This window comes from Myxococcus eversor, assembly GCF_010894455.1.
In the GTDB taxonomy this organism is placed as follows: domain Bacteria; phylum Myxococcota; class Myxococcia; order Myxococcales; family Myxococcaceae; genus Myxococcus; species Myxococcus eversor.
In genome coordinates, this window is record NZ_JAAIXY010000005.1 from 64,892 (window position 1) to 86,935 (window position 22,044).

Sequence of the window (22,044 nt, forward strand, 5' to 3'; positions counted from 1 at the left end):
GATTCGCCATGTCTAACGGTTCCCCTCCTGCTCGTCGCAGGCCTCCTTCCGGGACGCCCTCGGGCGGGACAGGAGCTCGCCCCGCTGCCCGCAGGACGTCTCCCGTCTCCGCTGCCCCCGCATCGGCCTCCCCCCGACTCATCTGCGTCGCGGGGCCCAAGTCAGGTGAAGAGTTCTCGCTGGAGGACGGCGAGTACGTCATTGGCCGCGCCGCGGACAACCCCATCTGCATCCCCGACACGTCCGTGTCGCGCAAGCACGTCATGGTGCGCAAGGCGGGTGCGGCGTGGATGGTGAGCGACCTGGGCTCCGGCAACGGAACGCTCGTCAATGGCGAGGCCATTGGCGAGGAGACGCCCCTGGCCAACGGGGACGTCATCACCCTGGGCGACACGGAGCTTCGCTTCGAGGACGTGGTCAACTCCACGATGATGGTGGCCACTCCGTCGCGAGGACGTACGGCAAGCGCGTCCTCCGCGTCCACCAGCCGTGGCTCGTCGCCGGCCCGTCCGCCGCCTCGCGTGGAGGGTGGCCGCGTGCGCAGCGCGCGTTCCTCCGCCATGGCGCCGCCGGACCCCGAGGTCCAGCGCAAGAAGATGCGGCTGAAGCTGCTCGCGGGCGGCGTGGTGGTGGTGCTCTTCGCCGGCCTGGGCATCGCGCGCATGCGCGTGGTGAAGGAGCAGGAGGCGCTGCTCGCCCGGAAGGGCCAGGCGGAATCCGTCCGCAAGGAGCTGAGCACCATCTTCCAGGACGCGAAGAACCTGGTGCGCGAGGGCAAGTGGGTGGAGGCCAAGGCGAAGCTCGAGGAGCTGTCCGCCTCGGCGCCCGACTACCCCGGAGTGAAGGACTATCTCCAGCACGCCGAGCGTGAGATTCCCGTGCAGGGGCGCCTCACGGATGCACGCGCCGCGCTGGCGAAGAACGAGCTGGGCAAGGCCTCCGCCTCGCTGGCCAAGGCGGGTGAGAGCCAGTTCCTCTACGAGCAGGTGAACGCGGCGAAGCGGGAGCTGTCGGAGCTGGCCGACAAGCGCACCCGCGAGGCGCGCACGGCGATGGACACCGGGCAGATCGACTCCGCGAAGGCCATCACCGACGACGTCATCAAGGCCTTCCCGGAGCACCGCGACGCCAAGCTCATCAACGAGCAGGCCGTGCAGGCCATCACCATTCGCGACACGCCCCGCGTGATTCCGACGGGCCCGGCGCCCAAGCCCTGGGAGCCCGCGGTGGAGCGCTTCCGCGACGGAGACATGTCCGGCGCCGTGGCCATCCTCAACGCGTGCATGTCGAAGAATCCGCAGTGCAAGAAGCTGCTCGCGCAGATGTCGGAGTTCAGCACGCTCTACAAGCGCCTGGAGGACCTGGACGCGAAGGGGCTCCAGAAGCTGCTGGCGCTGGACAAGGACATCACCGACGGGCGCACCAGCAAGATGGCGCGCAACGCGGGCACCCGCGCGGCGACCATCTTCTACAAGAGCGCCAGCTCGGCGAAGGCCGCGGGGCAGTGGGCTCGCGCCATGGAGTTCGCGCGGCGCACGCTCCAGGCCGACCCGAGTCATGCGGGCGCGGCGAACATCATCAGCGAGCTGAAGACGAAGGGGCGGGAGCTCTACCTCCTGGCCTACTCCCTGAAGGACGGCAGCCCGGAGGACGCGCTGCCCAAGTTCAAGGACGTGGTGGCCATGACGCCGCCGGATGACGAGTACCACGACAAGGCGAAGTCCTGGGTCGAGAAGCTCTCGCGATGAAGAAGCGCAAGGGCGCGGGCGGCGAGTCACCGCCGCCCGTCACGTTGGGTTTCCAGGGGGACCTGTTCGGTTCCTCTTCCGCATCCGCGTCCTCGGCGGTGCCTCCGTCGGCGCCGCGCGTGGTGGCGATGCCGAGGAAGTCGCCTCCGGTGGACGCTGACGGCACGGGGCTGCTGGGGCCGCTGGATGGCGCCCCCGCCGCGCCGCCCAAGCCCGAGCGCTCGGTGCTCTCCGTGGCGGAGCTGACGCGTCAGCTCAAGCAGACGCTGGAGTCGCGTTTCGCGCGCGTGCTGGTGCGCGGTGAGGTGACGGGCTTTCGCGGCGCCAACGCGCGAGGGCACTGGTACTTCTCGCTGAAGGACTCCGTCGCGTCCATCGACGCCAAGGTGTGGGCGTCGCTCGCGGGGCGGATGCGCTTCGCGCTGCGCGACGGCATGGAGGTGGTGGCCGAGGGCAGTGTCGACCTGTACGAGCCGCAGGGGCGCTACAGCCTCATCGTCACGCGGTTGGAGCCGGTGGGGGAGGGCGCGCTGGCGCTCGCCTTCGAGCAGCTCAAGGCGCGTCTGGCGGCCGAGGGGCTCATCGGTGACCGCCGCGTGCGGCCTCCGCGGCCGTTGCCCTTCCTGCCCCAGCGCATCGGCGTGGTGACGAGCCGCACGGGCGCGGCGCTCCAGGACTTCCTGCGCGTGCTGCACTCGCGCAACCCCCGGTTGAGCGTGCTGCTGGCGGACGCGCGCGTGCAGGGCGAGGGCTCCGCGCCGGAGGTCGCCCGGGCGATTGCGCGGCTTGCGCGCGCCGACGTGGACGTCATCGTGGTGACGCGCGGCGGTGGCTCGGTGGAGGACCTGTGGACGTTCAACGAGGAGGAGGTGGCGCGCGCCATCTTCGCCTCGCCCGTGCCGGTGGTGTCGGCCATCGGCCACGAGATTGACTTCACCATCGCCGACTTCGTGGCGGACTGGCGGGCGGCCACCCCCAGCGCGGCGGCGGAGCGGCTGGCCCCCGTGCTCGCGGACCTGGAGCTGTCGCTCGCGACGCAGGCGGGGCGGCTGCGGCGGGCCATGGAGCGCCGGGTGCTGGAGCTTCGCGAGCGCCAGGGACAGCTCGCCTCCCGTCTGGATGACCCGAGGCGGGCGCTCAACCGCCAGCGACTGCACCTGTCCGAGCAGGTGGAGGCGATGATGCGCGTGCTGCGGCCCGCCGTGCGCGAGCAACGCGAGTCGCTGCGGGCCTTGACGGAGCGCCTGCAGCGGGCGCGTCCCCAGGCCCGGTTGGGTGAGCAGCGCGCGCATCTGCTGAAGCTGGCCCGGCGACTGTCGGAGGCGGCGCGCGCGGGGGTGGCGACAAGGCAGGCGACGCTGGCGACGGCGCGGCTCGGGTTGGAGCGGGCCTCGCCGACGGCGCTCGTCTCCCGCGAGCATGCCCGCCTGGCGGCGCACCAGGCGCGGCTGCGGGCGCTCCAGCAGGGGACGCTGGCGGATGCGCAGCGGCGTTTCCAGACTCTGGAGGGTCGACTGGACGCGATGAGCCCGCTGAAGGTGATGTCGCGCGGCTATTCGGTGGTGTTCCGTCAACGCGACGGTGGGGTGGTGCGTTCCGCGGCGGACGTCGAGGTGGGAGAGCGCCTGGGCATCAAACTCGCGGCGAACGGGGCGAAGACGCTGGGCGGATGTGAAGAAGTCGAAGCCACTGTCACGTTGGTGAAAGGGCCGGTGGACTGCTAACGGGCCACCCTCTAGAGTCCCGCGCCCCGAACGGGGAGGTGGAAGGCTGTGGCGAAGGCGGACAAGGCGTCCAAGGCGGACAAGGCGGCGGAGGGCGAGGTTCCTGGCCAGTACGGGGACGTCGTGTCCCGGCTCGAGGAGACGGTGGGCCGGCTGGAGAGCGGCAATCTGTCACTGGAGGATTCGCTCAAGGCGTTCGAGGAAGGCATCCGGCTGGTACGCCGGGGTGAGAAGCTGCTGACGGAAGCGGAGCAGCGCATCGAACAACTGCTCCAGGATGAGGACGGCAACGACGTGGTGGCACCGCTGTCGGTGTCAGCTCGTCCCGCCGCCCAGGCGGCTCCCCGGGCGCCCGCACCCCGGCCTCCTCCCGAGGATGACGTCCCGTTCTAGGTCGTGCGGGACGCGCACACCGGCATGTCGAAGCCGAAAATCACCATCGTCGACGATGACCGCGACACGCGGGAGCTGCTCGCCGCGGCCCTCGAGGACGAGGGTTTCGAGGTGACGCTCGCGGCCAACGGCCTGCGGCTCATCGCCTCGCTGCAACTCCACCGTCCCCAGGCCATCCTCCTGGACGTCAACATGTCCTGGATTGATGGCTTCGAGCTGTGCAAGGCGGTGAAGAAGAACGAGCACTTCCGGGACATCCCCATCATCTTCATCAGCGGGCGGGGAGACTCCGAGGACAAGCGGCGCGGTCGCGAGGTCGGCGCCGCGGACTATTTCGTCAAGCCCCTGGACACGGACAAGCTCGTCCGGCGCATTCGTGAGCTGGTGCCTCCGCCCGCTCCCTAGTATCTCACCGGCGCAAGGAGCACCGACCCATGGCCCACTTCGACCTGGATACGTTCCTGCGCACCCAGCACGCGCGGGTGGAATCGCTGTTGCTCGAGCGCGTGGAGCGGCTCGCTTCCTCTGGCGCGCCTCCGAGGCTGGTGGAGGCCATGCGCTACTCGCTGCTCGCGGGAGGCAAGCGCCTGCGGCCCGTGTTGTGCCTCACCTTCGCGGACACGGTGGCGCGCGCCTCGCTGATATCGCCCCTGTCCGGTGACGCGGCGTGTGCCCTCGAATACGTCCACACGTACTCGCTGGTGCATGACGACCTGCCGGCCATGGACGACGACGACTTCCGTCGCGGAAAGCCCACCAACCACAAGGTGTACGGCGAGGCGATGGCCATCCTCTCCGGCGACGCGCTGCTGACGGAGGCCTTCGCGATGCTCGCGGACGGGCCGGAGCCCGTGCGGGGCGCGCTGTGCCGGGAGCTGGCGGTGGCCTCGGGGGCCGTGGGCATGGTGGGCGGTCAGGTGCTGGACACCGCCGAGGACCGTCCCGCCGTCCTGGACTACCTGGTGCGGCTGCACCGGATGAAGACGGGGGCGCTCATCCGCGCGGCGTGTCGCATGGGCACGCTGGCCGGTGGCGGGGATGCGGAGGCGCTCGTCCGCGCGCAGCTCTACGGAGAAGCGGTGGGGCTGGCCTTCCAGATAGCGGACGACGTGCTGGATGTGACGGCCACGCAGGAGCAGCTCGGCAAGCCGGCGGGCGCGGACGCGGAGGCCGGACGCCACACGTTCCCCGCGGTGGTGGGGCTGGAGGCCTCTCGCCGCATGGCGGAGGAGCAGGTGGCACTGGCGGTGGAGGCGGTGCGCCCGCTCGAGGGTGAGGATGGCCCGCTGGCGGCGCTCGCGCGCTATGTGGTGGAGCGGAAGTCCTGATGCCGAGGTTGCTGGAACGCATCGCCTCACCGACAGACATGCGGGCGCTTCCCGAAGCGGAGCTGCCACGGCTCTGCGAGGAGCTCCGCGAGGACATCATCTCCATCTGCGGGAGGGTGGGCGGCCACCTGGGCGCCTCCCTGGGCGCGGTGGAGCTCATCGTCGCGCTGCACCGAGTCTTCCACTCGCCCACCGACGCCCTCCTCTTCGACGTGGGCCACCAGACGTACGCGCACAAGCTGCTCACCGGGCGGCGCGAGCAGATGCACACGCTGCGGCAGGCCGGCGGCGTGGCGCCCTTCCTGGACCCCCGTGAGAGTCCGCATGACGCGCTGCTGGCGGGGCACTCGTGCACGGCCGTGTCGGCGGCGCTGGGGCTGCTGGAGGGCCGCAGGATGATGGGCCACCGGGGCCACGTGGTGGCGGTGCTCGGGGATGGAGGCCTCACCGGAGGTCTGACTTTCGAGGGCCTCAACAACGCGGGAGGCAGTCACCTGCCGCTCGTCGTGGTGCTCAACGACAACCAGATGTCCATCAGCGCCAACGTGGGCGCGATTCCCTCGCTGTTGCGCACCCGAGGCGCTCGCGACTTCTTCCAGGGACTGGGCTTCACCTACCTCGGACCGGTGGAAGGGCATGACCTGGGCGCGCTGATGCATGCGCTTCGAGAGGCCCGCGCGTCGTCCCGTCCGGTGGTGGTCCACGCGCTCACTCTCAAGGGCAAGGGCTTCCCTCCCGCGGAGGCGGACGCGCAGACGCGCGGCCATGCGATGGGCCCGTACGAGTGGCGCGACGGCAAGCTGGTGCGCTCGCGCGGCGGCCACCGCACGTACAGCGAGGCACTCGCCTCGGCGCTCGAGGAGGCGATGGCGCGGGACTCGCGCGTCGTGGCGGTGACGCCGGCGATGCTGGAGGGCTCCGCGCTCAATGCCCTCAAGGCGCGCTTCCCGGACCGCGTCCATGACGTGGGCATCGCCGAACAGCACGCCGTCACCTTCTGCGCGGGGCTCGCCGCCGCGGGTGCGCGTCCCGTGTGCTGCATCTACTCCACGTTCCTGCAGCGCGCGTACGACCAGATCATCCACGACGTGTGTCTGCCGGGCCTGCCCGTCGTCTTCGCGGTGGACCGCGCGGGACTGGTGGGCGCGGATGGCGCCACGCACCAGGGAACGTATGACGTGGCGTCGCTGCGTCCGCTCCCGGGGCTCGCGTTGTGGGCGCCCGTGGTGGGGGAGGACTTCGGCCCCATGCTCGCCACCGCGCTTCACGCGCCGCATCCCTCCGTGCTCCGCTTCCCCCGGGGCACGCTGCCCGCGCTGCCGCCCGAGGTCCGGGTGGAGGACGCGCCGGTGCGGGGAGCCCGGTGGCTCGTGCGCGCCGAGCGCCCGGAGTTGACGTTGGTGACGCTGGGTCCACTGGGGCTGGCCGCGCTGGAGGCCGCGAGGCACGAGCCTCGTTGGAGCGTGCTCGACGCGCGGGGCCTCTCGCCACTGGACGAGGTGGCGCTGCTGGAGGCCGCCTCCCACGGCCCCGTCGTCGTGGCGGAGGAGGGGACGGCGCGAGGGGGCCTGGGCAGCGCGGTGCTGGAGCTCTACGCGGAGCGCGGTGTCGCCGCGCGGGTGCGGGTGCTGGGCATGCCGGACGCCTTCGTTCCCCATGGAGACGCGCGGGTGCAGCGCGCGGAGCTCGGGCTGGACGCGGCGGGCCTCCGGCGGGCCGCGCTGGCGCTGCTGGGGAGGAGCGAACCGTGAAGCCTCGCAAGGAGCGGGTGGACGTGCTGGTGGTGGAGCGTGGACTGGCCGAGTCGCGCACCAAGGCCCAGGCGCTCATCCTCGCCGGGCTGGTGGTGGTGGATGACCAGCGCGTGGACAAGCCCGGCTCCCTGATTCCCGTGGAGGCCGAGCTGCGCCTCAAGGGCGAGGTGCTGCCGTACGTCTCTCGCGGGGGACTGAAGCTGAAGGGGGCCATCGACCACTTCAACCTCGACGTGCGAGGCAAGGTGGCCGCCGACATCGGCGCGAGCACGGGAGGCTTCACCGACTGCCTGCTCCAGCATGGCGCGGTGCGGGTCCACGCCATCGACGTGGGGTACGGCCAGCTCCACGAGAAGCTCCGGAAGGATGACCGGGTGCGCTCGCGTGAGCGCGTCAACGCGCGCTACCTGACGGACGAGGACCTGCCGGAGAAGGTGGGCGTCATCGTCATCGACGTGAGCTTCATCTCGCTCACCCAGGTGCTGCCCTCCGTGCTGCGCTTCCTGGAGCCGGGCGGGCTGCTGGCCGCGCTGGTGAAGCCCCAGTTCGAGGTGGGGCCAGACCGGGTGGGCAAGGGGGGCGTCGTGCGGGACGCCGTCGCGCGCCAGGATGCCATCGACACCGTGACGGCCTTCGTGCGCGAGCAGGGCCTCACCGTGCGCGGATTGATGGACTCCCCCGTGCCGGGGCCCGCTGGCAACGTCGAAGCGCTCCTCGTCGCCGAGCGGCCCTGAGTCCGCCCGGCGCGAGTTCGAAGGCCGCTACGGCCGGGCGCTGCGATACTGCGACGACGGCTGGAGCTGGAGCAGCTTGAGCCCCGTGCGCATCCAGAGCCGGTTCGTGTCGTCGAAGGCGGCGCCCATGGAGACGGGCACCTGGTAGCGGAACAGCTCCCGGCCCTCGGCCACGCTGCCCGCTGTCTGGTCCACGCCCACCAGCTCCACCGGCAGCGTCACCGTCTGTCCCTGGGCTTCGGGCCCGTTGAGGAAGAACAGGTCCGTCGAAGGGGCGGGCGCCGGCAGCAGGTACTTCACGTGGAGCGCGCCGTTGGCGTCCACCGAGCGGTTCTCCCGGTTGCGGATGACGCCCGTGGCGTTGTCCAGCAGCCACACGCGCTGGGTCGTCGCGGCGGCGACGCGGTTGCCGTTGGCGTAGGTGGAGATCTGCGTCACCTGGCCGGTGAGCACGTCCGTGGCCCACCTCGATGCGCCGCCGTTGCAGCCCGGCAGGTTCGAGATGCACGCGATGACCTGCGACTTGTTCTCGGGCAGGGCGAAGCCCAGGTACAGGATGCTGCCATCCGGGCTGAAAGAGCCCACCGGAAGCGGTGTGGCGGCGTTGGCGTTGAGGATCTCCTTGACCACGACCTCCGAGATTCGCGTCCCGTTCGCCGCGTTCGTTTCGGCATCCAGCTCCTCGACGACGACGTCCGCGCGGTTCCCGCTGTAGGCGATATGGCTGGCGACCAGCACCTTGCCGGTGCCCGTCACCAGGAGCTGGCCGATGGGGTCGTTGACGGAGATGTCCCGCTTGTAGGCCCACCGGGTGACGCCGATACCCAGGCCGTCCGTGGTGGCGTGGGAGACGCGTTGGATGATGCCCGTCCGGGTGCGGATGATGGCGTCACCATTGGGCATCACGGACAAGTCGTTGACCGCGACGTCGATGGGCGTGCGCGACGAAACCTTGAAGTCGTCGGCGAGGGCGAACGCGCCGTAGCCCGGCGTCCAGACCCACCGCTTGCGAGAGGTCGGGTTGCGCGGGGTGATGACCGTGGACGCATTGCAGACGGTGGGGGACTGGAGCACGGTGGCCCCTCCACCCGCCGAGTTGTGGCGGTACATCGTCTCCAGGCCGCCCGTGGTCGTCTTGGCGCAGCTCAGGAACGTCATCTGGCTGCCGGTGCCGTCGATGGCCAGCGGGGTGGAATAGACTTGGAGGCCCTGGGGATCATCCACCGCCCGGGCCACGGGGAAGAACGTGGCGGGCTGGGGCAGGGACGTGTTCTTCCGCCCGTCATCGCACACCACCTCCGCGGTGAGCGACAGGCTGGCGGCGATTCCCACCAGCGGGTTGGCGTAGGGGATATCGGCGGCCGCCAGCTCCACCGTGGTGGCCCCGCTCGCGTACGGGAACGCCTTCAGGAAGGTGGTCCGGTCGTACAGGTTCAGCGTGGCGACCTTCTCGCAGCCGGACACGTTGACGATGAGCGGGAGGGCCGTCCCCGCGAGGTTCCCCTCGGGGACCGTCAGGTTGACCTGGGGGGGATCCGGCGTGGGCGGCGGTGGGTCATTGCCGCAAGCGGTGGCCAGGCCGGAGACGAGTACGAGGGCGGTGCGCCATGCACGCCGAGTCACGGAGGGGTGGAGCATGGCGCCGCACTCTATCTCGCTCGCACCATTCCCGGCATCATCCCCCTCCGAAACGCCCCCGGAACCCCCGTCCGCGTCGATTGCCGCCCTTGACGGGCTCGTGACGTGATAGCGGCCGGGTGTCCGTGCGCGGAGGTCAGGTAAATCCGCGAAGCCAGGGCAACACGGAACCGGGTGGGAGCAAGCGATGACGGCCGGCAGGATGCTTGAATGGACGGCGCCCGACCGGGCGACCGGTGCTCGTGCGCGGTGGGCCTGGGAAGGTTCTGCCGCCTGCGCTGTTTTGCGCGCCCATTTCCCCCGGCGCCCGCCCGGAGCACCTTCGCCGTGCCTGCGGGAAAGCCACGATGGGCATGACGCCTCCGCGGTACCACTCACAGTTACCGCCGTCTCCGGATGTGCGCCGCTCTGGCCCACGGACGTGATCAGCGGCATGATCGGGATCCGAACCATGAACCCTTACGCACTCAACGGGTTTTTGCAGCCTCCCCATCGAGTCCCGGTCCGGGATTCGTCGGCGCGAGGTTCACTGTGAGAGTCGAGATGCAGGCGGATCAGCGTGGACGCGTTCTGGTGGTGGCCGGGAAGGAGTCCGGCGACGCCTTGATGGAGCGGCTGACCGCGAGCGGCTACCACTGCGCGTCGACCGAGCGGGAGAGCGGGCTGGCCGAGGTGGCGGACGCGCTGCAGCCGGAGGTCGTCCTGCTGTCGGTGACGGCGAAGCGCGCGGCGGAGCTGCTGGAGTCCCTGCGTCGGGTGGAGCGCCTCCAGCGGTTGCCGGTGCTGGTGGACCTGGGCCGCAGCCGGTCCGCGGAGGCCTTCAAGCGCCTGGCGGTGGACGACTGGATTCGCGGCGCGGATGAAGTCGTACCCCGGCTGGAGGCCGCGTTGCGGGCGGGCCGGTTGAGGGACAGGGAGGAGCGCGTCCGCCTGCGCATGGGGATGCTGCTGGAGATCACCCAGGCGGCCACCAGCTCGCTGGAGCTGGAGGAGATCCTCCGCATCGCCGTGGACAAGGTGGGGCGTGTCACCGGGACGGACCGGTGCTCGGTGGTGCTGGTGGAGGGAAGCCATGCCCGCACGGGCAGGGTGGTGGCGACGCAGGAGGACCCGAGCCTCGTGCAACTGGACATCGAGGTGGCGCGCTATCCGGAGCTGCGCCGCGCCCTGGAGACGCGGGAGCCGGTGCTCATCGAGGAGGCGCAGAGGGATCCACTGATGGCGGAGGTGCGCACGTCGCTCGTGCCGCTGGGCGTGAAGTCCATCCTGGTGCAGCCGCTCATCTGTCAGGACGACCTGTTGGGCGCGCTGTTCTTACGCGTCTCGCGCATGGACGCGTCCTTCGGGCGCGACGAGCAGGAGTTCACCCAGGCCGTGGCCGGCGTGCTGGCCAACTCCATCCGCAACGCGCGGCTCCACACCGCGGTGAAGAAGAAGCGCGAAGACCTGGAGATGGCCTACGTGGAGCGCTACCACGAGCTGCTCGAGGCCAACCGCCGGCTCAAGGAACTCAACCGCCTCAAGGATGAGATCATCGCGGTGGTGAGCCACGACCTGCGAGCCCCGCTCCAGGTGCTGCTGGGCCATGGCCGGCTCCTCCTGGAGGGACCGCTGGAGTCCCAGCAGAAGCAGTCCGCCGAGGCGATGATTCGCCAGGGCAAGAAGATCCTCGGCCTCGTCGAATCGCTGCTGGAGAAGGGCAAGGGCGAGGCGGCGCGGCTGTCCATCGAACCGCGCGTGCTGGACGTGGCGCAGCTGTGCCGCGACGCCGTCAACGAGCTGGAGATTCTGGCCGCCGAGCGCGGCGTGTCGTTGCGCGCGGACTGCCCCGACAGCCTGATGCTCATCGGCGACGAGGTGAAGCTGCACGAGGTGCTGCAGAACCTCATCACCAACGCCATCCACCATGCGCGGGACGCGGGCGAAGTCGTGGTGTCCACCCGCCGCCTGGGTCGTCCGGACGGTGACGCGGCCAAGGTCTGCGTGCAGGACGACGGCGTCGGCATCCCCCAGGACGAGCTGCACCTGGTGTTCGACCGCTACCGGCACGGTGGCAAGGGCACGGGGCTGGGGCTCGCCATCTGCAAGGAGTTCGTGGAGCTGCACGGCGGGGAGATCTGGGCGGAGAGCCCGCCGGAGCATGGCTGCCTCTTCGTCTTCACGCTGCCGCTCGCGCAGGAGGCGCCGCGCAATCCGCGTCCGCCCGTCGCGGCGACCAACGTGCACGAGCAGCCGCGCGTCCTGGTGGTGGAGGACGAGCCGGAGATCGCCGCCGTGCTGTCGGAGGTGCTGCGCTCGAAGTACCGCGTGGAGGTGGCGCGCGACGGCGCGGAGGGCCTGGCCCGGGCGCGTGCCCAGCGGCCGGACCTGATTGTCATGGACGTCTTCCTGCCCAAGCTGGACGGCCTGGACGCGGCCATGGCGCTGAAGTCGTCGTCCGACACGGCGCACATCCCCGTCATCCTGCTGTCCGCGCACCAGGGCGTCGCGGAGAAGGTCCGCGCGCTCAACCTGGGCGCCGTGGACTACATGAGCAAGCCGTTCAACGCGGTGGAGCTGCTCAACCGCACGGACCGCGCGCTCAAGCTGCGTCAGGGTGAGCGTGAGAACCAGGAAGGCTCGTCGCTCCAGCGTCGCACGGGCAGCGACCCGGCCACGGGCCTGCATGACCGGCGTGGCCTGCTGATGCGGCTGGAGCAGGAGCTGGCGCGCAGCCGCCGCTACCACCGGGCCCTGAGCCTGGCGGTGCTCCGGCCGGACCGTCCGGTGGATCCGGTGCCCGCCAACATCGCGGACGTCATTCGCAAGCGGGTGCGTCATCCGGATGCCATCTCCCACCTGGGCGGAGGCGTCTTCGTCGTCGTCCTGCCCGAGTGCAACGCGGAGGCGGCGCGCAACGTCATCGGCCGGCTGATGCCGGATGTGGAGAAGGCGACGGACACCGAGTACCGCTCGGCGGTGGCGGACGTGAGCCAGGACAGCGACCCGGTGGAGAAGCTGCTGGAGAAGCTGGGCGCGCCGCCCCCCGCGGCGAGCTGAGGCACCTGCACGCGGGCCGGGGCCGCGCTAGACTTCGTCTCGCGTGAGCCCCTCTCGCCTCCTCGCCGTCGTGCTGCTTGTCGCCCTGTGGGGGCCCGGAGCCCTCGCGGCGGCCCCTCCGTCCAAGCGCCCGCGCGTGGACCGCGAGGCGATGCGCGAGGCCATGGACGACGCGGCGGCTTCCGACGAGGGGGCGTTCTCCTCGTCCGCGAGCTACTCCCAGTACCTGCGCTCGCGGCTGCTGCACCATGCGGGGGACCATCGCGGCGCCGTGGATGCGCTGCGGCTGGCCCTGGCCACGGATGACGGCCACCCGCTGCTGCTCACCCGGCTGGCGGAGGAGTACGCCCGGCTGGGGGACTTGGACAAGGCGGAGCAGGAGCTGCGCCGCGCGGTGGAGCGCTCCTCCGCGTACTACCCGGCCCACGTCCTGCTGGGCCGCGTGCTGCTGGAGTCGGGCCGCTTCACCCGAGCGCGCCTGCACCTGCGCCGGGCCATCGCCCTCAAGCCCCGCGAGCCAGAGGCCTACCTCGTCCTCGCGCAGCTCTACATGGAGTCCGGCGCCTCGGGCGAGGCGGTGAAGGTGGTGGAGTCCCTCGCGCGGGCGCTGCCGGGCGAGGCCTCGGGCTATCGACGTCTGGGGCTGGCCCTGGCCGAGCGCGGTGACACGCACCGGGCCGAGCGCCTGCTGACGGAGGCCGCCTCGAGGGACCCCGGTGACGTGGAGGTGCTGGGCACGCTGGCGAAGCTCTACGAAGAGACGGGGCGGCCCGGGCGCGCGGAGGAGACGCTGGCCCGGGCCCTGGAGCGCGAGCCGGACAGCCAGGAGGTGTTGATGGCCGCGGGCCGCTCGGCGCTGAAGGCGGGCTCCGTGGTGCGGGCCCGGGCCTACTTCGACCGGCTCCTGTCGCTCTCCGGCGAGCCCGAGACGGCGGTGCGGGTGGCCTTCAGCTACCTGGCCGAGCGCGAACCCTCGGCCGCCGTGGAGGTGCTGGAGTCCGCCCGCGCGGCCAGCGGCGACGAGCCCCGGCTGGCCTACTACGCGGGCCTGGTGCACGAGCGGCTGCGGCGCTTCGCCGAAGCGGCGGAGGCCTTCGAGGGAGTGCCCGAGAGCTCCGACGTCTTCGCCGATGCCCGCGTGCGCCGCGCCCGGTGCCTGTCGCTCGCGGGGCAGCACCCCCGGGCCCTCGCGCTCTTGCGCTCCGCGCTCCAGGAGGCTCCGTCGGACCTGGAGGTCCGTGCCCAGTACGCCCGCGCGCTGGAGCGCAGCGGGGCGTCCGCGCGAGCCGAGTCCGTGCTGAAGGAGGGGTTGGCGCGGGGCTCCTCCGCCGCGCTGTATGACGCGCTCGCCGGCACGCTCCAGCGCCAGAACCGGGGCGCGGAGGCCCTGGCCCTGCTTCGCGAGGCCGTGACGCGCGCGCCGAAGGACCAGGCCCTCTTGTACGTGCAGGGCGCCGCCTTCGAGCGCCAGGGGGACCTGGTCGGGGCGCAGGCGCGCATGCGGGCCGTGCTGGAAGTCGAACCGGACCATGCCGCCGCCCTCAACTTCCTGGGCTACCTGCTGGCGCAGACGGGCCGGGACTTGGACGAGGCGGAGCGGCTGGTGCTCCGCGCGCTGGAGCTGCGTCCCGACAACGGCGCCTTCCTGGATTCCCTGGGCTGGGTCTACTTCCGGCGGGGGGACTACCCGCGCGCGGTGGAGGCGCTGGAGCGCGCGTCGTCGCTGGCGCCGGACGAGCCGGTCATCCTCGAGCACCTGGGGGACGCCTACCAGCGCGCGGCTCGGAGCGCGGATGCCGCGGGTGCATGGCGCCGGGCGCTGGAGGTGTTGTCGTTGGACCCCGAGTCCGCCGAGCCCCCCGGGCAGCGGGAGGCGCTGGAGCGCAAGCTCAAGGCGCTATCCATGGGTGCGGCGGGCCGCTAAGTTGCTGGGCCTATGGCTCGCCACGACGAGGGCTATTTCACTGGCCGGGATGGAACGCGGCTGTTCTGGAAGACGCACCTTCCGGACGCGGAGCCGCGAGCGCATGTCGCGGTGGTGCACGGCTATGGCGACCACTTCGGCCGCTATCAGTACGTGACGGACGCGCTGCTGGCGGACGGCTTCGCGGTGCACGGCTTCGACTACCGGGGCCACGGCCGCGCCGAGGGCCGGCGCGCGTACAGCGAGAAGTGGCAGTACTACGTGGACGACCTGGAGGTCTTCTGGGAGCGGGTGCGCGCTGCCGCCGGTGGCAAGAAGACCTTCGCGCTCGGCCACAGCCACGGCGGGCTGATGGCGGCGCACTGGGCCGGTGGCCGCAAGGTGGAGGGCCTGTCCGGGCTGGTGATGTCAGGCCCCTACTTCAAGCTGGCGTTGACTCCGCCCGCCGTGAAGGTGATGGCGGCACGCGCGGTGGGTTCACTGGTGCCTTGGCTGGGCTTGTCGTCGGGACTGAAGGTCGAGCAGCTCACCGCGGACCCGGAGGTGCAGCGCGCCACCCGGGAGGACCCGCTCTACCTGACCATCGCCACGCCTCGCTGGTTCATTGAATCCACCCAGGCCCAGGCGGAGGCGATGCTCTTGGCGCCGAAGATTCAAGTCCCGCTGTTCGTGCTCTGCGGAGCGGACGACGGGGTGGCGGCGCCGGCGGCGGCGCGGGAGTTCTTCGAGACGGCGGGCTCGGCGGACAAGAAGTTCAAGGAGTACCCCGGCATGCGGCACGAGCCGCTCAACGAGGTGGGGCGCGCCGAGGTGTTCCGGGATATCTCCGGCTGGATCTCCGCGCATCTCTGACATAATCAAAGCGCTCGGCTCCTCGGAAGGAGCGGGCTCTGGGTGAGGTCACCGCATGGCAACGGGTGAAACGGGCATCATCGGTAAGGGCATCGTCATCAAGGGGAACCTCACGGGCGGAGGGGACCTTGTCATCGAAGGACGGGTGGAGGGGCAGATTGCCCTGAAGAACCACCTCACCATCGAGAGCACCGGCAAGGTGCAGGCGGACATCCGCGCCGAGGAGTTGACCATCAACGGCGAGGCGAGCGGCAACATCGACGCCTCGACTCGAGTGGCCATCAACGCTTCGGCCAAGGTGGCCGGCGACATCAAGGCGCCTCGCATCGTCATCGAGGATGGCGCCGTGTTCAACGGCTCCATCGAGATGGACGTCCGGCTGCCAGACGACATCTGAAGCTCACGCCGCGGCGCTGACGGCGCGGCACACACCTTTCTAGAGGGCGGACAACACTCATGGCGAATACGGTCATTGGTTCGAGCATCGTCATCGACGGAGAGATTTCCGGCGACGAGGACCTGGTCATCCAGGGCACCGTGAAGGGGAAGATCTCCCTCAAGGAAAGCCTCTACGTCGAGGGAAGTGGCGTCGTCGAGGCGGACATCGAGACGCAGAACGTGGAGATCGCCGGCCGGGTGACGGGCAACATCGTCGCCAGCGACAAGGTCGAGCTGAAGACGGACTGCCGCGTGGTGGGCGACATCAAGGCGCCCCGCATCCTCATCGCCGATGGTGCCTCCTTCAAGGGCAACGTCGACATGGACATGAAGGAGCGCTGATTCGTGGCCACCCCGAAGGAGTTGAGCGGTAGCAACGACGTCAACAACACCGTGGTGGGGCCTTCCATCCTCATCAGCGGTCGGTTGACGGGCGATGAGGACCTCACCGTCCGGGGCCGCGTGGAGGGCGAGCTGACGCTCAGCCGTACCCTCATCGTCGAGCCGTCGGGCGTGGTGAAGGCGAACGTGGCGGTGCGCAACGCCATCGTCAGCGGCGTGGTGGTGGGCAACATCAACGCCACGGAGAGCGTGGAGCTGACCCGTGAGGGTCGCATGGTGGGCGACATCCACGCCCCTCGCGTCATCATCGTGGACGGCGCCAGCTTCCGCGGCCGTGTCGACATGGGTGACGTGGAGCCCGGCCGCCTGCCGTCGCAGCGCCCCGTGGTGGCCCGTCCGGCCGCTCCGGTGACGCGTCCGTCCACCGCGCCCGCCCGCCCGAGCGCTCCCCCCGCGCGTCCGACCACGCCTCCTCCCGCGCGTCCCACGGCCCCCGTGGCGACGACGCGTCCGGCGCCGGCGCCGACCGTCACCATGCCCGCCCGTCCCGCGAGCAAGCCGCTGCCGCCGCCTCCGCCCCCCCGGGTAGAGCCGCGTCCGGTCGCCCCGCCCGTGGAGCCTGCTTCTGCCGAGCCGCCAACGCCCTTCGCGTTGGGTGCTGGCGCCAAGAAGAAGGTCGTGGTGAAGAAGAAGACCCGCTAGAGCTCGCTTCCCGCGCCGCCGGAGTCGGTGGCGCGAGAGTGGGCAGACCAGGGGTTCCACCATGGACGCCGAGCACAGGGTTGACGGAGAGGAAGGGATGCCGGGTTCTCCGGAAGGTGGCTCGTCGTCCACGCCCGAGGCTGTTTCGGCGCGGGGTGACGGAGGGTCCCAGGACTCCGCGCCGCGGGAGCCGACGCATGCCGAAGGTGGGGAAGGGGAGTCATCCCCTGTCACCGCGACGCATGCGGGCGGCACGTCCCCGGAAGGAGGCTCGGTGGAGTCTCAGGGAGTCGTCGCCGAAGGAGCACCCGCCACGGGTGAGCCCGAGCGGGCCATGGAGTCGTCGGTGGGTGCGTCGGAAGAGTCGCAGGTGAAGTCCGCGTCGGAGCCGGGTGTCCCCGAGGAGTCGCGGCGCGAGGAGGGCTCCGGGCAGGAGTCCGCTTCGGAGCCGGATGCGTCTCCCGAGGGAGCGCGTCCCGAGGTCCCCGAGGCGGGTGCCTTGTCCGCCGAGACCCGGTCCGACGCCGCTGACTCGAGTGCTTCCTCCGAGTCGGAGTCCGGTGCGTCCGAGGACGAGGACGAGGACGAAGAGTCTGGGCCGGAGCTGCTGGCCGCGCCGGAGGAGCGCCTCGCTGGTCGCGTGGTGACGGTGTTGATGCCGCTGGAGCGGCTCGAGGACGAGTCGGCCTACCGGCTGCGTCCCGAGGGTGACGTGTCCGGGCTGGCCACGGATATCGCGCGGCTGGGGCAGTTGTTCCCGGTGGACGTGCGGCCCCGTGGTGGAGGAGAGAGCTACCAGCTGGTGTGCGGCTTCCGGCGCGTGGCGGCGCTGCGCTTCCTCAAGCGGGACGCGGTGCAGGCGCGCGTTCACACGGACCTGTCGGACGAGGACGCGCTCCTCATGTCGCTGGCGGAGGCCATCCACGCCACGCCGGTGGGCCCCGAGGTGCTGGAGGCCAAGCGCGACCAGTTGGAGGCCCAGGGCCGGTTGAGCGCGGCCGTGGCCGACATGCTCGCCAAGGCGCTCGCCACCGATGACGAGCTGGCACCCGAGGGCGTGGAAGAGGAGATCGACGCCGACGAGCTGGCGGCGGACGTGTCGCAGCGGCTGGGGACCATCAACCAGGAACTCTCGCTGCTGGCGGACGTGTTCACCTCGCTGGATGAATCGCGCCGAGCGGAGCTGTTGATGCAACTGCGGTACTCCTCCGAGCTGGTGGCGTACCTGGAGGGGTTGAAGTGATGTCCGACGTGTTCGCCCGCGACAGGGCCCGGTTGCTGGAGCTGCTCACCGAGCGCTCCTTCGAGCGCCGCCGGGTGGTGCTTTCGTCCGGCAAGGAGTCGGACTTCTACATCGACTGTAAGCGCACCGCGCTCCTGGCCGAGGGACACTTCCTCATCGGCCGGCTCTTCCTGGACGCCATCCGCCGCGAGGCGCCCGAGGCGGTGGGTGCGGGCGGGCTGACGCTGGGCGCGGATCCGCTCGCGTCCGCGGTGAGCCTCACCGGCTATCTGTCCGGGTATCCGCTGGCCGCGTTCATCGTCCGCAAGGAGCCCAAGGGCCACGGCACCGGCCAGTGGATTGAGGGCCTGAGCGGGCTGGGCGCGGGCGCGAAGGTGGCCATCGTCGAGGATGTCGTGACGACGGGCGGCTCCACGCTCAAGGCGATTGAGCGGGCGAAGTCCGAGGGACTGACGGTGCTCGGGGCGTTCGCCCTGGTGGACCGACTGGAGGGGGGACGCGAGGCGGTGGAGGCCGCGGGCCACCGACTCACCACGCTGTTCACCCGCAAGGACTTCATTCCGTGAAGAAGCTTCTCGCCACGGGAGCGCTGCTGGGCATGTTGTCCGGCTGCTCCACCATGCCTCCCGCCGTTGGCGAGCAGGCTCCCACGCTGCATGACGAGAACGCGGAAGCGGCCTACCGGGCCTTGCTCGACAAGTACTCGGGCCAGCAGGAAATCTACGACGGCTTCGACACCCGACTCTTCTCAGGGGTGACGCTGCAGTCGCTGCCGTTCCGCGAGGCGCGGGTGCGGCGCCAGGCGGCCTTCCAGGTGTTGCCGCCTCCCAAGGTGGAGGCGCTGCTCGCCGAGGAGCGCGCCGAGGCCGCCCAGGTGCACGAGTTCTTCCTGGGCGTACACGTCAACGACGTCCGGTACCTCGACTTCGACTACAAGAAGAGCATCTGGCGCATGGCGCTGGTGACGCCCGCGGGCGAGGTGACGCCGGTGCGCATCCGCCGGCTGGGCCGCGCGGACCTGGAGATGCGCGCCTACTACCCGTACACCAGCGTCTTCTGGGTCGGCTATGAGGTGCAGTTCCCCACGGTGATGGCCAGCGGGCAGCCCGTCATCCCCCCTGGCACGGAGAAGGTGACGTTCCGCCTCGCCTCGTCGTTGGGACAGGCGGAGATGAAGGTGTCCGCGCAGTAGTCGCTCGCGGCCCCGGGCTTACGTCTGCTCGGGGCGCTTGAGCCACTTCTCCGTCACCGTGAGCGTGGGGCCGGCCAGCAGCCGGTCCACCAGCTCCGAGGGTGACTCGCTCACCGCGAAGGGCAGGGCCTGCTCCACGGGGACGAAGCCCTCGTTGGCCATGTGTCGGGCCAGGGTGACGAGGGGCTGGAAGAAGCCGCGCGTGTCGAGCAGTCCCATGGGCTTCTCGTGCAGGCCCAGTTGCGCCCAGGTGATGATTTCGAAGAGCTCGTCCAGCGTGCCGAAGCCGCCGGGCAGGGCGACGAACGCGTCCGAGCGCTCGGCCATCAACGCCTTGCGCTCGTGCATGGAGTCCACCCGGACGAGCTCCGTGAGGCCCAGGTGGGCAATCTCCCGCGCGCCCATGAAGTGCGGCAGCACGCCCACCACCTTGCCGCCCGAGGCCAGGGTGGCGGCGGCCATGGTGCCCATGAGTCCCACGCTCGCCCCGCCGTAGACGAGCGTCAGTCCGCGCCGCCCCAGCTCGGTGCCCAGGGCCTTCGCCGCCTCGGTGTACTCGGGCCGAGCGCCCGGACGCGAGCCGCAGAAGACGCAGATGCTGCGCACGTCGCCCATGTCAGAAGGCTCCGCGCCGCTCGGGGTGGGCCGCGTAGAGGGCCACCAGCGCCGTGAGGAACAGGATGATGGGCAGCGCGAGCGCGTACACCTGCCGGCCCTGCCGCAGCGCCACGCCGCAGGGCAGGCCGAAGAGGAAGCCGCCCAGGTGTCCGGACCAGCTCACGAAGGGCAGCAGGCTGAGCACGGCCACCTGCACCAGCCAGATGCCCAGCTCCCTGCGGCCCTGGCGCGTGGCGATGGGCAGCATGGCGCCCGCCCACCCCAGAATCATCCCCGACGCGCCCACCATGGGCGTGTCGAAGTTGAACAGCAGCGAGAAGGTGGACGCGCCCAGCGCGGTGACGAGCGACAACCCCAGGAAGCGCACGCTGCCGATGCCCCGCTCCAGCGTGAAGCCCAGCGTCACCACCACGGACATGTTGAACACGAGGTGGAGGATGCCGCCGTGCTCGAAGGCCGCGCCGAGCAGCCGCCAGTACTGCCCGCCCTGCACCGCGGGGCCGTACAGCGCCCCCACCGGAAGCTGTCGTGAGGCGAACGACGGGAGCTGGCCGGCCTCCTCCAGGCCGAACACCACGACGCAGATGCCGATGATGGCGTAGCAGACCCAGGGCTTGGGCTGGGGCGCCTGGGGCGGCGGCGGGGTGCCGAACGGGTGGCCCCCTCCGCGCTGTTCAGGGCCCGAGCCGGGGGCATCGAGGATGTGTCGCGGTCCGGAGGACATGTCGCTCACAGCTCCCGGGAGAGGGTGGTGTCACGCAACCAGTGGTGGTCGTCGGGGTGCGGATAGTCGAGCGTGAAGTGCAGGCCGCGGCTCTCCTTGCGGCGGCTGGCGCAGTCGACGATGAGCAACGCAACGTCGGCGATGTTGCGCAGCTCGATGACGTCGCGAGTCACCTTGAAGCGCCAGTAGTAGTCGCGAATCTCCTCGCGCAGGAGCTCCAGCCGGCGCCGCGCGCGCATCAGCCGCTTGTCCGTGCGGACGATGCCGACGTAGTTCCACATGAGGCGGCGAATCTCGTCCCAGTTGTGGCTGACGACGACGCTCTCGTCGGACTCCACCGCGCTGCCTGCGTCCCACGCCGGTGGGTCCTCGCCCGGCGTGGACAGGGAGGCCATCTCCTCCTGGGCGATTTGCACGGCGCGCTGGCCGAACACCAGTCCCTCCAGCAGCGAGTTGGACGCGAGCCGGTTGGCGCCGTGCAGGCCCGTGCAGGACACCTCGCCGATGGCGTACAGGCCCGGCACGGACGTGCGCCCGTACAGGTCCGTCACCACGCCGCCGCACTGGTAGTGGGCCGCGGGGACGACGGGGATGGGCTGCACCGCCATGTCGATGTTGAACGCCTTGCAGGTGGCGTAGATGTTGGGGAAGCGCTCGGTGAGGAAGGCCCGGCCCATGTGCGTCATGTCCAGGTACACGCACTCGTCGCCGGTGCGCTTCATCTCCGCGTCGATGGCGCGCGCCACCACGTCGCGCGGCGCGAGCGCGCCCAGCGGGTGGTAGCGCTCCATGAAGGTCTGCCCGCCCTTGAGCTTGAGCTTGCCGCCCTCGCCGCGCAGCGCCTCGCTGATGAGGAAGCTCTTGGCCTCCGGGTGGTACAGGCAGGTGGGGTGGAACTGGTAGAACTCCATGTTCGCCACCTGCGCGCCCGCGCGGTACGCCATGGCCACGCCGTCACCCGTCGCCACATCCGGGTTGGACGTGTACAGGTACACCTTGCCCGCGCCGCCGGTGGCCAGCACCGTCACCTTCGCCAGGAAGCGCTCGATGCTCCCATCCTCCAGCAGCGCGTACGCCCCCACGCACCGGGTGGTGCCGGGCCGGGGCTGACGCCGGTCCAGGATGAGGTCGATGGCGGCCGTGTTGGGGAAGAAGGTGATGTTGGGCGTCGCGTCGCACCGGGCCAGGAGGGCGCGCTGCACCTCGCGTCCGGTGATGTCGCCCGAGTGGATGATGCGGCGCGCGGAGTGGCCTCCCTCGCGCGTCAAATCAAACTCGCCGGAGGTCTGCCGGTTGAACTCCGCGCCGAGCGTCACCAGCTCCTGGACGCGCTCCGGCCCCTCCCTCACCGTCACCTCCACCGCGTCCCGGTGGCACAGGCCCGCGCCGGCCACGAGGGTGTCCTCGATGTGGGCGTCGAAGCTGTCAGTGGGCGCGAGCACACTGGCGATGCCCCCCTGGGCATAGGCCGTGTTGCTCTCTCCGCGCTCACGCTTGGTCAGCACGGCCACGGTGCCGTGCCTGGCCGCCTGGAGGGCGAACGAGAGGCCCGCGACGCCTCCTCCCAGGACGAGAAAGTCGAACCGATGGGGCATGGCGGACAGCCTTAACGACTGTAAGTGCCGGAAACAAGGCGTTTTCTTGAGGACTT

General features: G+C 70.7%; 20 protein-coding genes. 16 read left to right on the plus strand and 4 right to left on the minus strand.

The window, feature by feature from the left end:
* Nucleotides 1-8: 8 nt before the first annotated feature.
* Genes G4D83_RS11770 through G4D83_RS11800 form a run of 7 tightly spaced genes read left to right on the plus strand, consistent with a single transcriptional unit; the run spans nt 9 to nt 7,681 of the window.
* Nucleotides 9-1,748, plus strand: coding sequence for an FHA domain-containing protein (locus G4D83_RS11770; RefSeq protein ID WP_163864823.1), 1,740 nt, complete (start codon nt 9-11; stop codon nt 1,746-1,748).
* Nucleotides 1,745-3,472, plus strand: coding sequence for an exodeoxyribonuclease VII large subunit (xseA, locus tag G4D83_RS11775; protein ID WP_163864824.1), 1,728 nt, complete (start codon nt 1,745-1,747; stop codon nt 3,470-3,472). The genes G4D83_RS11770 and xseA overlap by 4 nt, the downstream gene beginning before the upstream one ends.
* A gap of 48 nt (nt 3,473-3,520) precedes the next feature.
* Nucleotides 3,521-3,865: an exodeoxyribonuclease VII small subunit gene (gene xseB / locus G4D83_RS11780; RefSeq protein ID WP_163864825.1), complete on the plus strand. Its 345-nt coding sequence runs from the start codon at nt 3,521-3,523 to the stop codon at nt 3,863-3,865.
* A 24-nt stretch (nt 3,866-3,889) separates the two neighbouring features.
* Nucleotides 3,890-4,270 (plus strand): response regulator, encoded by a 381-nt coding sequence (locus tag G4D83_RS11785; protein ID WP_163864826.1) that lies wholly within the window; start codon nt 3,890-3,892, stop codon nt 4,268-4,270.
* A 29-nt stretch (nt 4,271-4,299) separates the two neighbouring features.
* The gene (locus G4D83_RS11790) at nt 4,300-5,193 is read left to right on the plus strand and encodes a polyprenyl synthetase family protein (protein ID WP_163864827.1); all 894 of its coding nucleotides are present in this window, start codon (nt 4,300-4,302) and stop codon (nt 5,191-5,193) included.
* Complete coding sequence (locus G4D83_RS11795) at nt 5,193-6,944, plus strand: 1-deoxy-D-xylulose-5-phosphate synthase (RefSeq protein WP_163864828.1); 1,752 nt, start codon at nt 5,193-5,195, stop codon at nt 6,942-6,944. The genes G4D83_RS11790 and G4D83_RS11795 overlap by 1 nt, the downstream gene beginning before the upstream one ends.
* Nucleotides 6,941-7,681, plus strand: coding sequence for a TlyA family RNA methyltransferase (locus tag G4D83_RS11800; protein WP_163864829.1), 741 nt, complete (start codon nt 6,941-6,943; stop codon nt 7,679-7,681). Before G4D83_RS11795 ends, G4D83_RS11800 begins: the two co-directional genes overlap by 4 nt.
* A 27-nt stretch (nt 7,682-7,708) precedes the next feature.
* Here the strand turns inward: G4D83_RS11800 and G4D83_RS11805 are convergent, their stop codons facing one another.
* Complete coding sequence (locus G4D83_RS11805; RefSeq protein ID WP_163864830.1) at nt 7,709-9,319, minus strand: hypothetical protein; 1,611 nt, start codon at nt 9,317-9,319, stop codon at nt 7,709-7,711.
* A 543-nt stretch (nt 9,320-9,862) separates the two neighbouring features.
* On the opposite strand from G4D83_RS11805, the gene G4D83_RS11810 reads away from it, so the two are divergent.
* The 9 genes from G4D83_RS11810 (at nt 9,863) to G4D83_RS11850 (ending at nt 19,051) form a co-directional block, all read left to right on the plus strand.
* Nucleotides 9,863-12,358 carry an ATP-binding protein gene (locus tag G4D83_RS11810; protein ID WP_163864831.1) on the plus strand — a complete coding sequence of 832 codons (2,496 nt, stop codon included), beginning with the start codon at nt 9,863-9,865 and terminating at the stop codon, nt 12,356-12,358.
* 43 nt (nt 12,359-12,401) lie between these two features.
* Nucleotides 12,402-14,282 carry a tetratricopeptide repeat protein gene (locus G4D83_RS11815; protein WP_163864832.1) on the plus strand — a complete coding sequence of 627 codons (1,881 nt, stop codon included), beginning with the start codon at nt 12,402-12,404 and terminating at the stop codon, nt 14,280-14,282.
* Nucleotides 14,283-14,294: 12 nt separating this feature from the next.
* Nucleotides 14,295-15,134: an alpha/beta hydrolase gene (locus tag G4D83_RS11820; RefSeq protein ID WP_163864833.1), complete on the plus strand. Its 840-nt coding sequence runs from the start codon at nt 14,295-14,297 to the stop codon at nt 15,132-15,134.
* A 55-nt stretch (nt 15,135-15,189) separates the two neighbouring features.
* Nucleotides 15,190-15,531 carry a bactofilin BacN gene (gene bacN / locus G4D83_RS11825; protein ID WP_141648417.1) on the plus strand — a complete coding sequence of 114 codons (342 nt, stop codon included), beginning with the start codon at nt 15,190-15,192 and terminating at the stop codon, nt 15,529-15,531.
* Nucleotides 15,532-15,590: 59 nt separating this feature from the next.
* Nucleotides 15,591-15,914 carry a bactofilin family protein gene (locus G4D83_RS11830; protein ID WP_002636698.1) on the plus strand — a complete coding sequence of 108 codons (324 nt, stop codon included), beginning with the start codon at nt 15,591-15,593 and terminating at the stop codon, nt 15,912-15,914.
* 3 nt (nt 15,915-15,917) lie between these two features.
* Nucleotides 15,918-16,616 (plus strand): bactofilin BacP, encoded by a 699-nt coding sequence (gene bacP, locus G4D83_RS11835; protein ID WP_163864834.1) that lies wholly within the window; start codon nt 15,918-15,920, stop codon nt 16,614-16,616.
* 274 nt (nt 16,617-16,890) lie between these two features.
* Nucleotides 16,891-17,859 (plus strand): ParB/RepB/Spo0J family partition protein, encoded by a 969-nt coding sequence (locus G4D83_RS46790; protein WP_275902362.1) that lies wholly within the window; start codon nt 16,891-16,893, stop codon nt 17,857-17,859.
* Nucleotides 17,859-18,425: an orotate phosphoribosyltransferase gene (pyrE, locus tag G4D83_RS11845; protein WP_163864836.1), complete on the plus strand. Its 567-nt coding sequence runs from the start codon at nt 17,859-17,861 to the stop codon at nt 18,423-18,425. Before G4D83_RS46790 ends, pyrE begins: the two co-directional genes overlap by 1 nt.
* Nucleotides 18,426-18,457: 32 nt before the next feature.
* Nucleotides 18,458-19,051, plus strand: a complete 594-nt coding sequence (locus G4D83_RS11850) for a hypothetical protein (protein ID WP_217911978.1) — start codon at nt 18,458-18,460, stop codon at nt 19,049-19,051.
* A gap of 18 nt (nt 19,052-19,069) precedes the next feature.
* On the opposite strand, the gene G4D83_RS11855 is transcribed toward G4D83_RS11850, so the two are convergent.
* The 3 genes from G4D83_RS11855 to nadB are packed head-to-tail and all read right to left on the minus strand — an operon-like array spanning nt 19,070 to nt 21,988.
* A complete protein-coding gene (locus G4D83_RS11855; protein WP_163864838.1) occupies nt 19,070-19,666 on the minus strand; it encodes an LOG family protein in 597 nt (198 codons plus the stop codon).
* A 1-nt stretch (nt 19,667) separates the two neighbouring features.
* Entirely contained in the window at nt 19,668-20,393 is a 726-nt protein-coding gene (locus tag G4D83_RS11860) for a rhomboid family intramembrane serine protease (protein ID WP_205522617.1), read from the minus strand.
* A 5-nt stretch (nt 20,394-20,398) separates the two neighbouring features.
* Nucleotides 20,399-21,988 (minus strand): L-aspartate oxidase, encoded by a 1,590-nt coding sequence (gene nadB, locus G4D83_RS11865; RefSeq protein ID WP_163864839.1) that lies wholly within the window; start codon nt 21,986-21,988, stop codon nt 20,399-20,401.
* Nucleotides 21,989-22,044: the final 56 nt, after the last annotated feature.

Bases quoted from the DNA above. Each gene is read 5' to 3' on its own strand.
- G4D83_RS11790 (WP_163864827.1), top strand. From the start codon at position 4,300: ATGGCCCACTTCGACCTGGATACGTTCCTGCGCACCCAGCACGCGCGG.
- G4D83_RS11795 (WP_163864828.1), top strand. From the start codon at position 5,193: ATGCCGAGGTTGCTGGAACGCATCGCCTCACCGACAGACATGCGGGCG.
- pyrE (WP_163864836.1), top strand. From the start codon at position 17,859: ATGTCCGACGTGTTCGCCCGCGACAGGGCCCGGTTGCTGGAGCTGCTC.
- G4D83_RS11860 (WP_205522617.1), bottom strand. From the start codon at position 20,393: ATGTCCTCCGGACCGCGACACATCCTCGATGCCCCCGGCTCGGGCCCT.
- G4D83_RS11770 (WP_163864823.1), top strand. From the start codon at position 9: ATGTCTAACGGTTCCCCTCCTGCTCGTCGCAGGCCTCCTTCCGGGACG.
- nadB (WP_163864839.1), bottom strand. From the start codon at position 21,988: ATGCCCCATCGGTTCGACTTTCTCGTCCTGGGAGGAGGCGTCGCGGGC.
- G4D83_RS11830 (WP_002636698.1), top strand. From the start codon at position 15,591: ATGGCGAATACGGTCATTGGTTCGAGCATCGTCATCGACGGAGAGATT.
- G4D83_RS11855 (WP_163864838.1), bottom strand. From the start codon at position 19,666: ATGGGCGACGTGCGCAGCATCTGCGTCTTCTGCGGCTCGCGTCCGGGC.
- G4D83_RS11850 (WP_217911978.1), top strand. From the start codon at position 18,458: ATGTTGTCCGGCTGCTCCACCATGCCTCCCGCCGTTGGCGAGCAGGCT.
- bacN (WP_141648417.1), top strand. From the start codon at position 15,190: ATGGCAACGGGTGAAACGGGCATCATCGGTAAGGGCATCGTCATCAAG.
- G4D83_RS11805 (WP_163864830.1), bottom strand. From the start codon at position 9,319: ATGCTCCACCCCTCCGTGACTCGGCGTGCATGGCGCACCGCCCTCGTA.
- xseA (WP_163864824.1), top strand. From the start codon at position 1,745: ATGAAGAAGCGCAAGGGCGCGGGCGGCGAGTCACCGCCGCCCGTCACG.
- G4D83_RS11785 (WP_163864826.1), top strand. From the start codon at position 3,890: ATGTCGAAGCCGAAAATCACCATCGTCGACGATGACCGCGACACGCGG.
- G4D83_RS11820 (WP_163864833.1), top strand. From the start codon at position 14,295: ATGGCTCGCCACGACGAGGGCTATTTCACTGGCCGGGATGGAACGCGG.
- G4D83_RS11810 (WP_163864831.1), top strand. From the start codon at position 9,863: ATGCAGGCGGATCAGCGTGGACGCGTTCTGGTGGTGGCCGGGAAGGAG.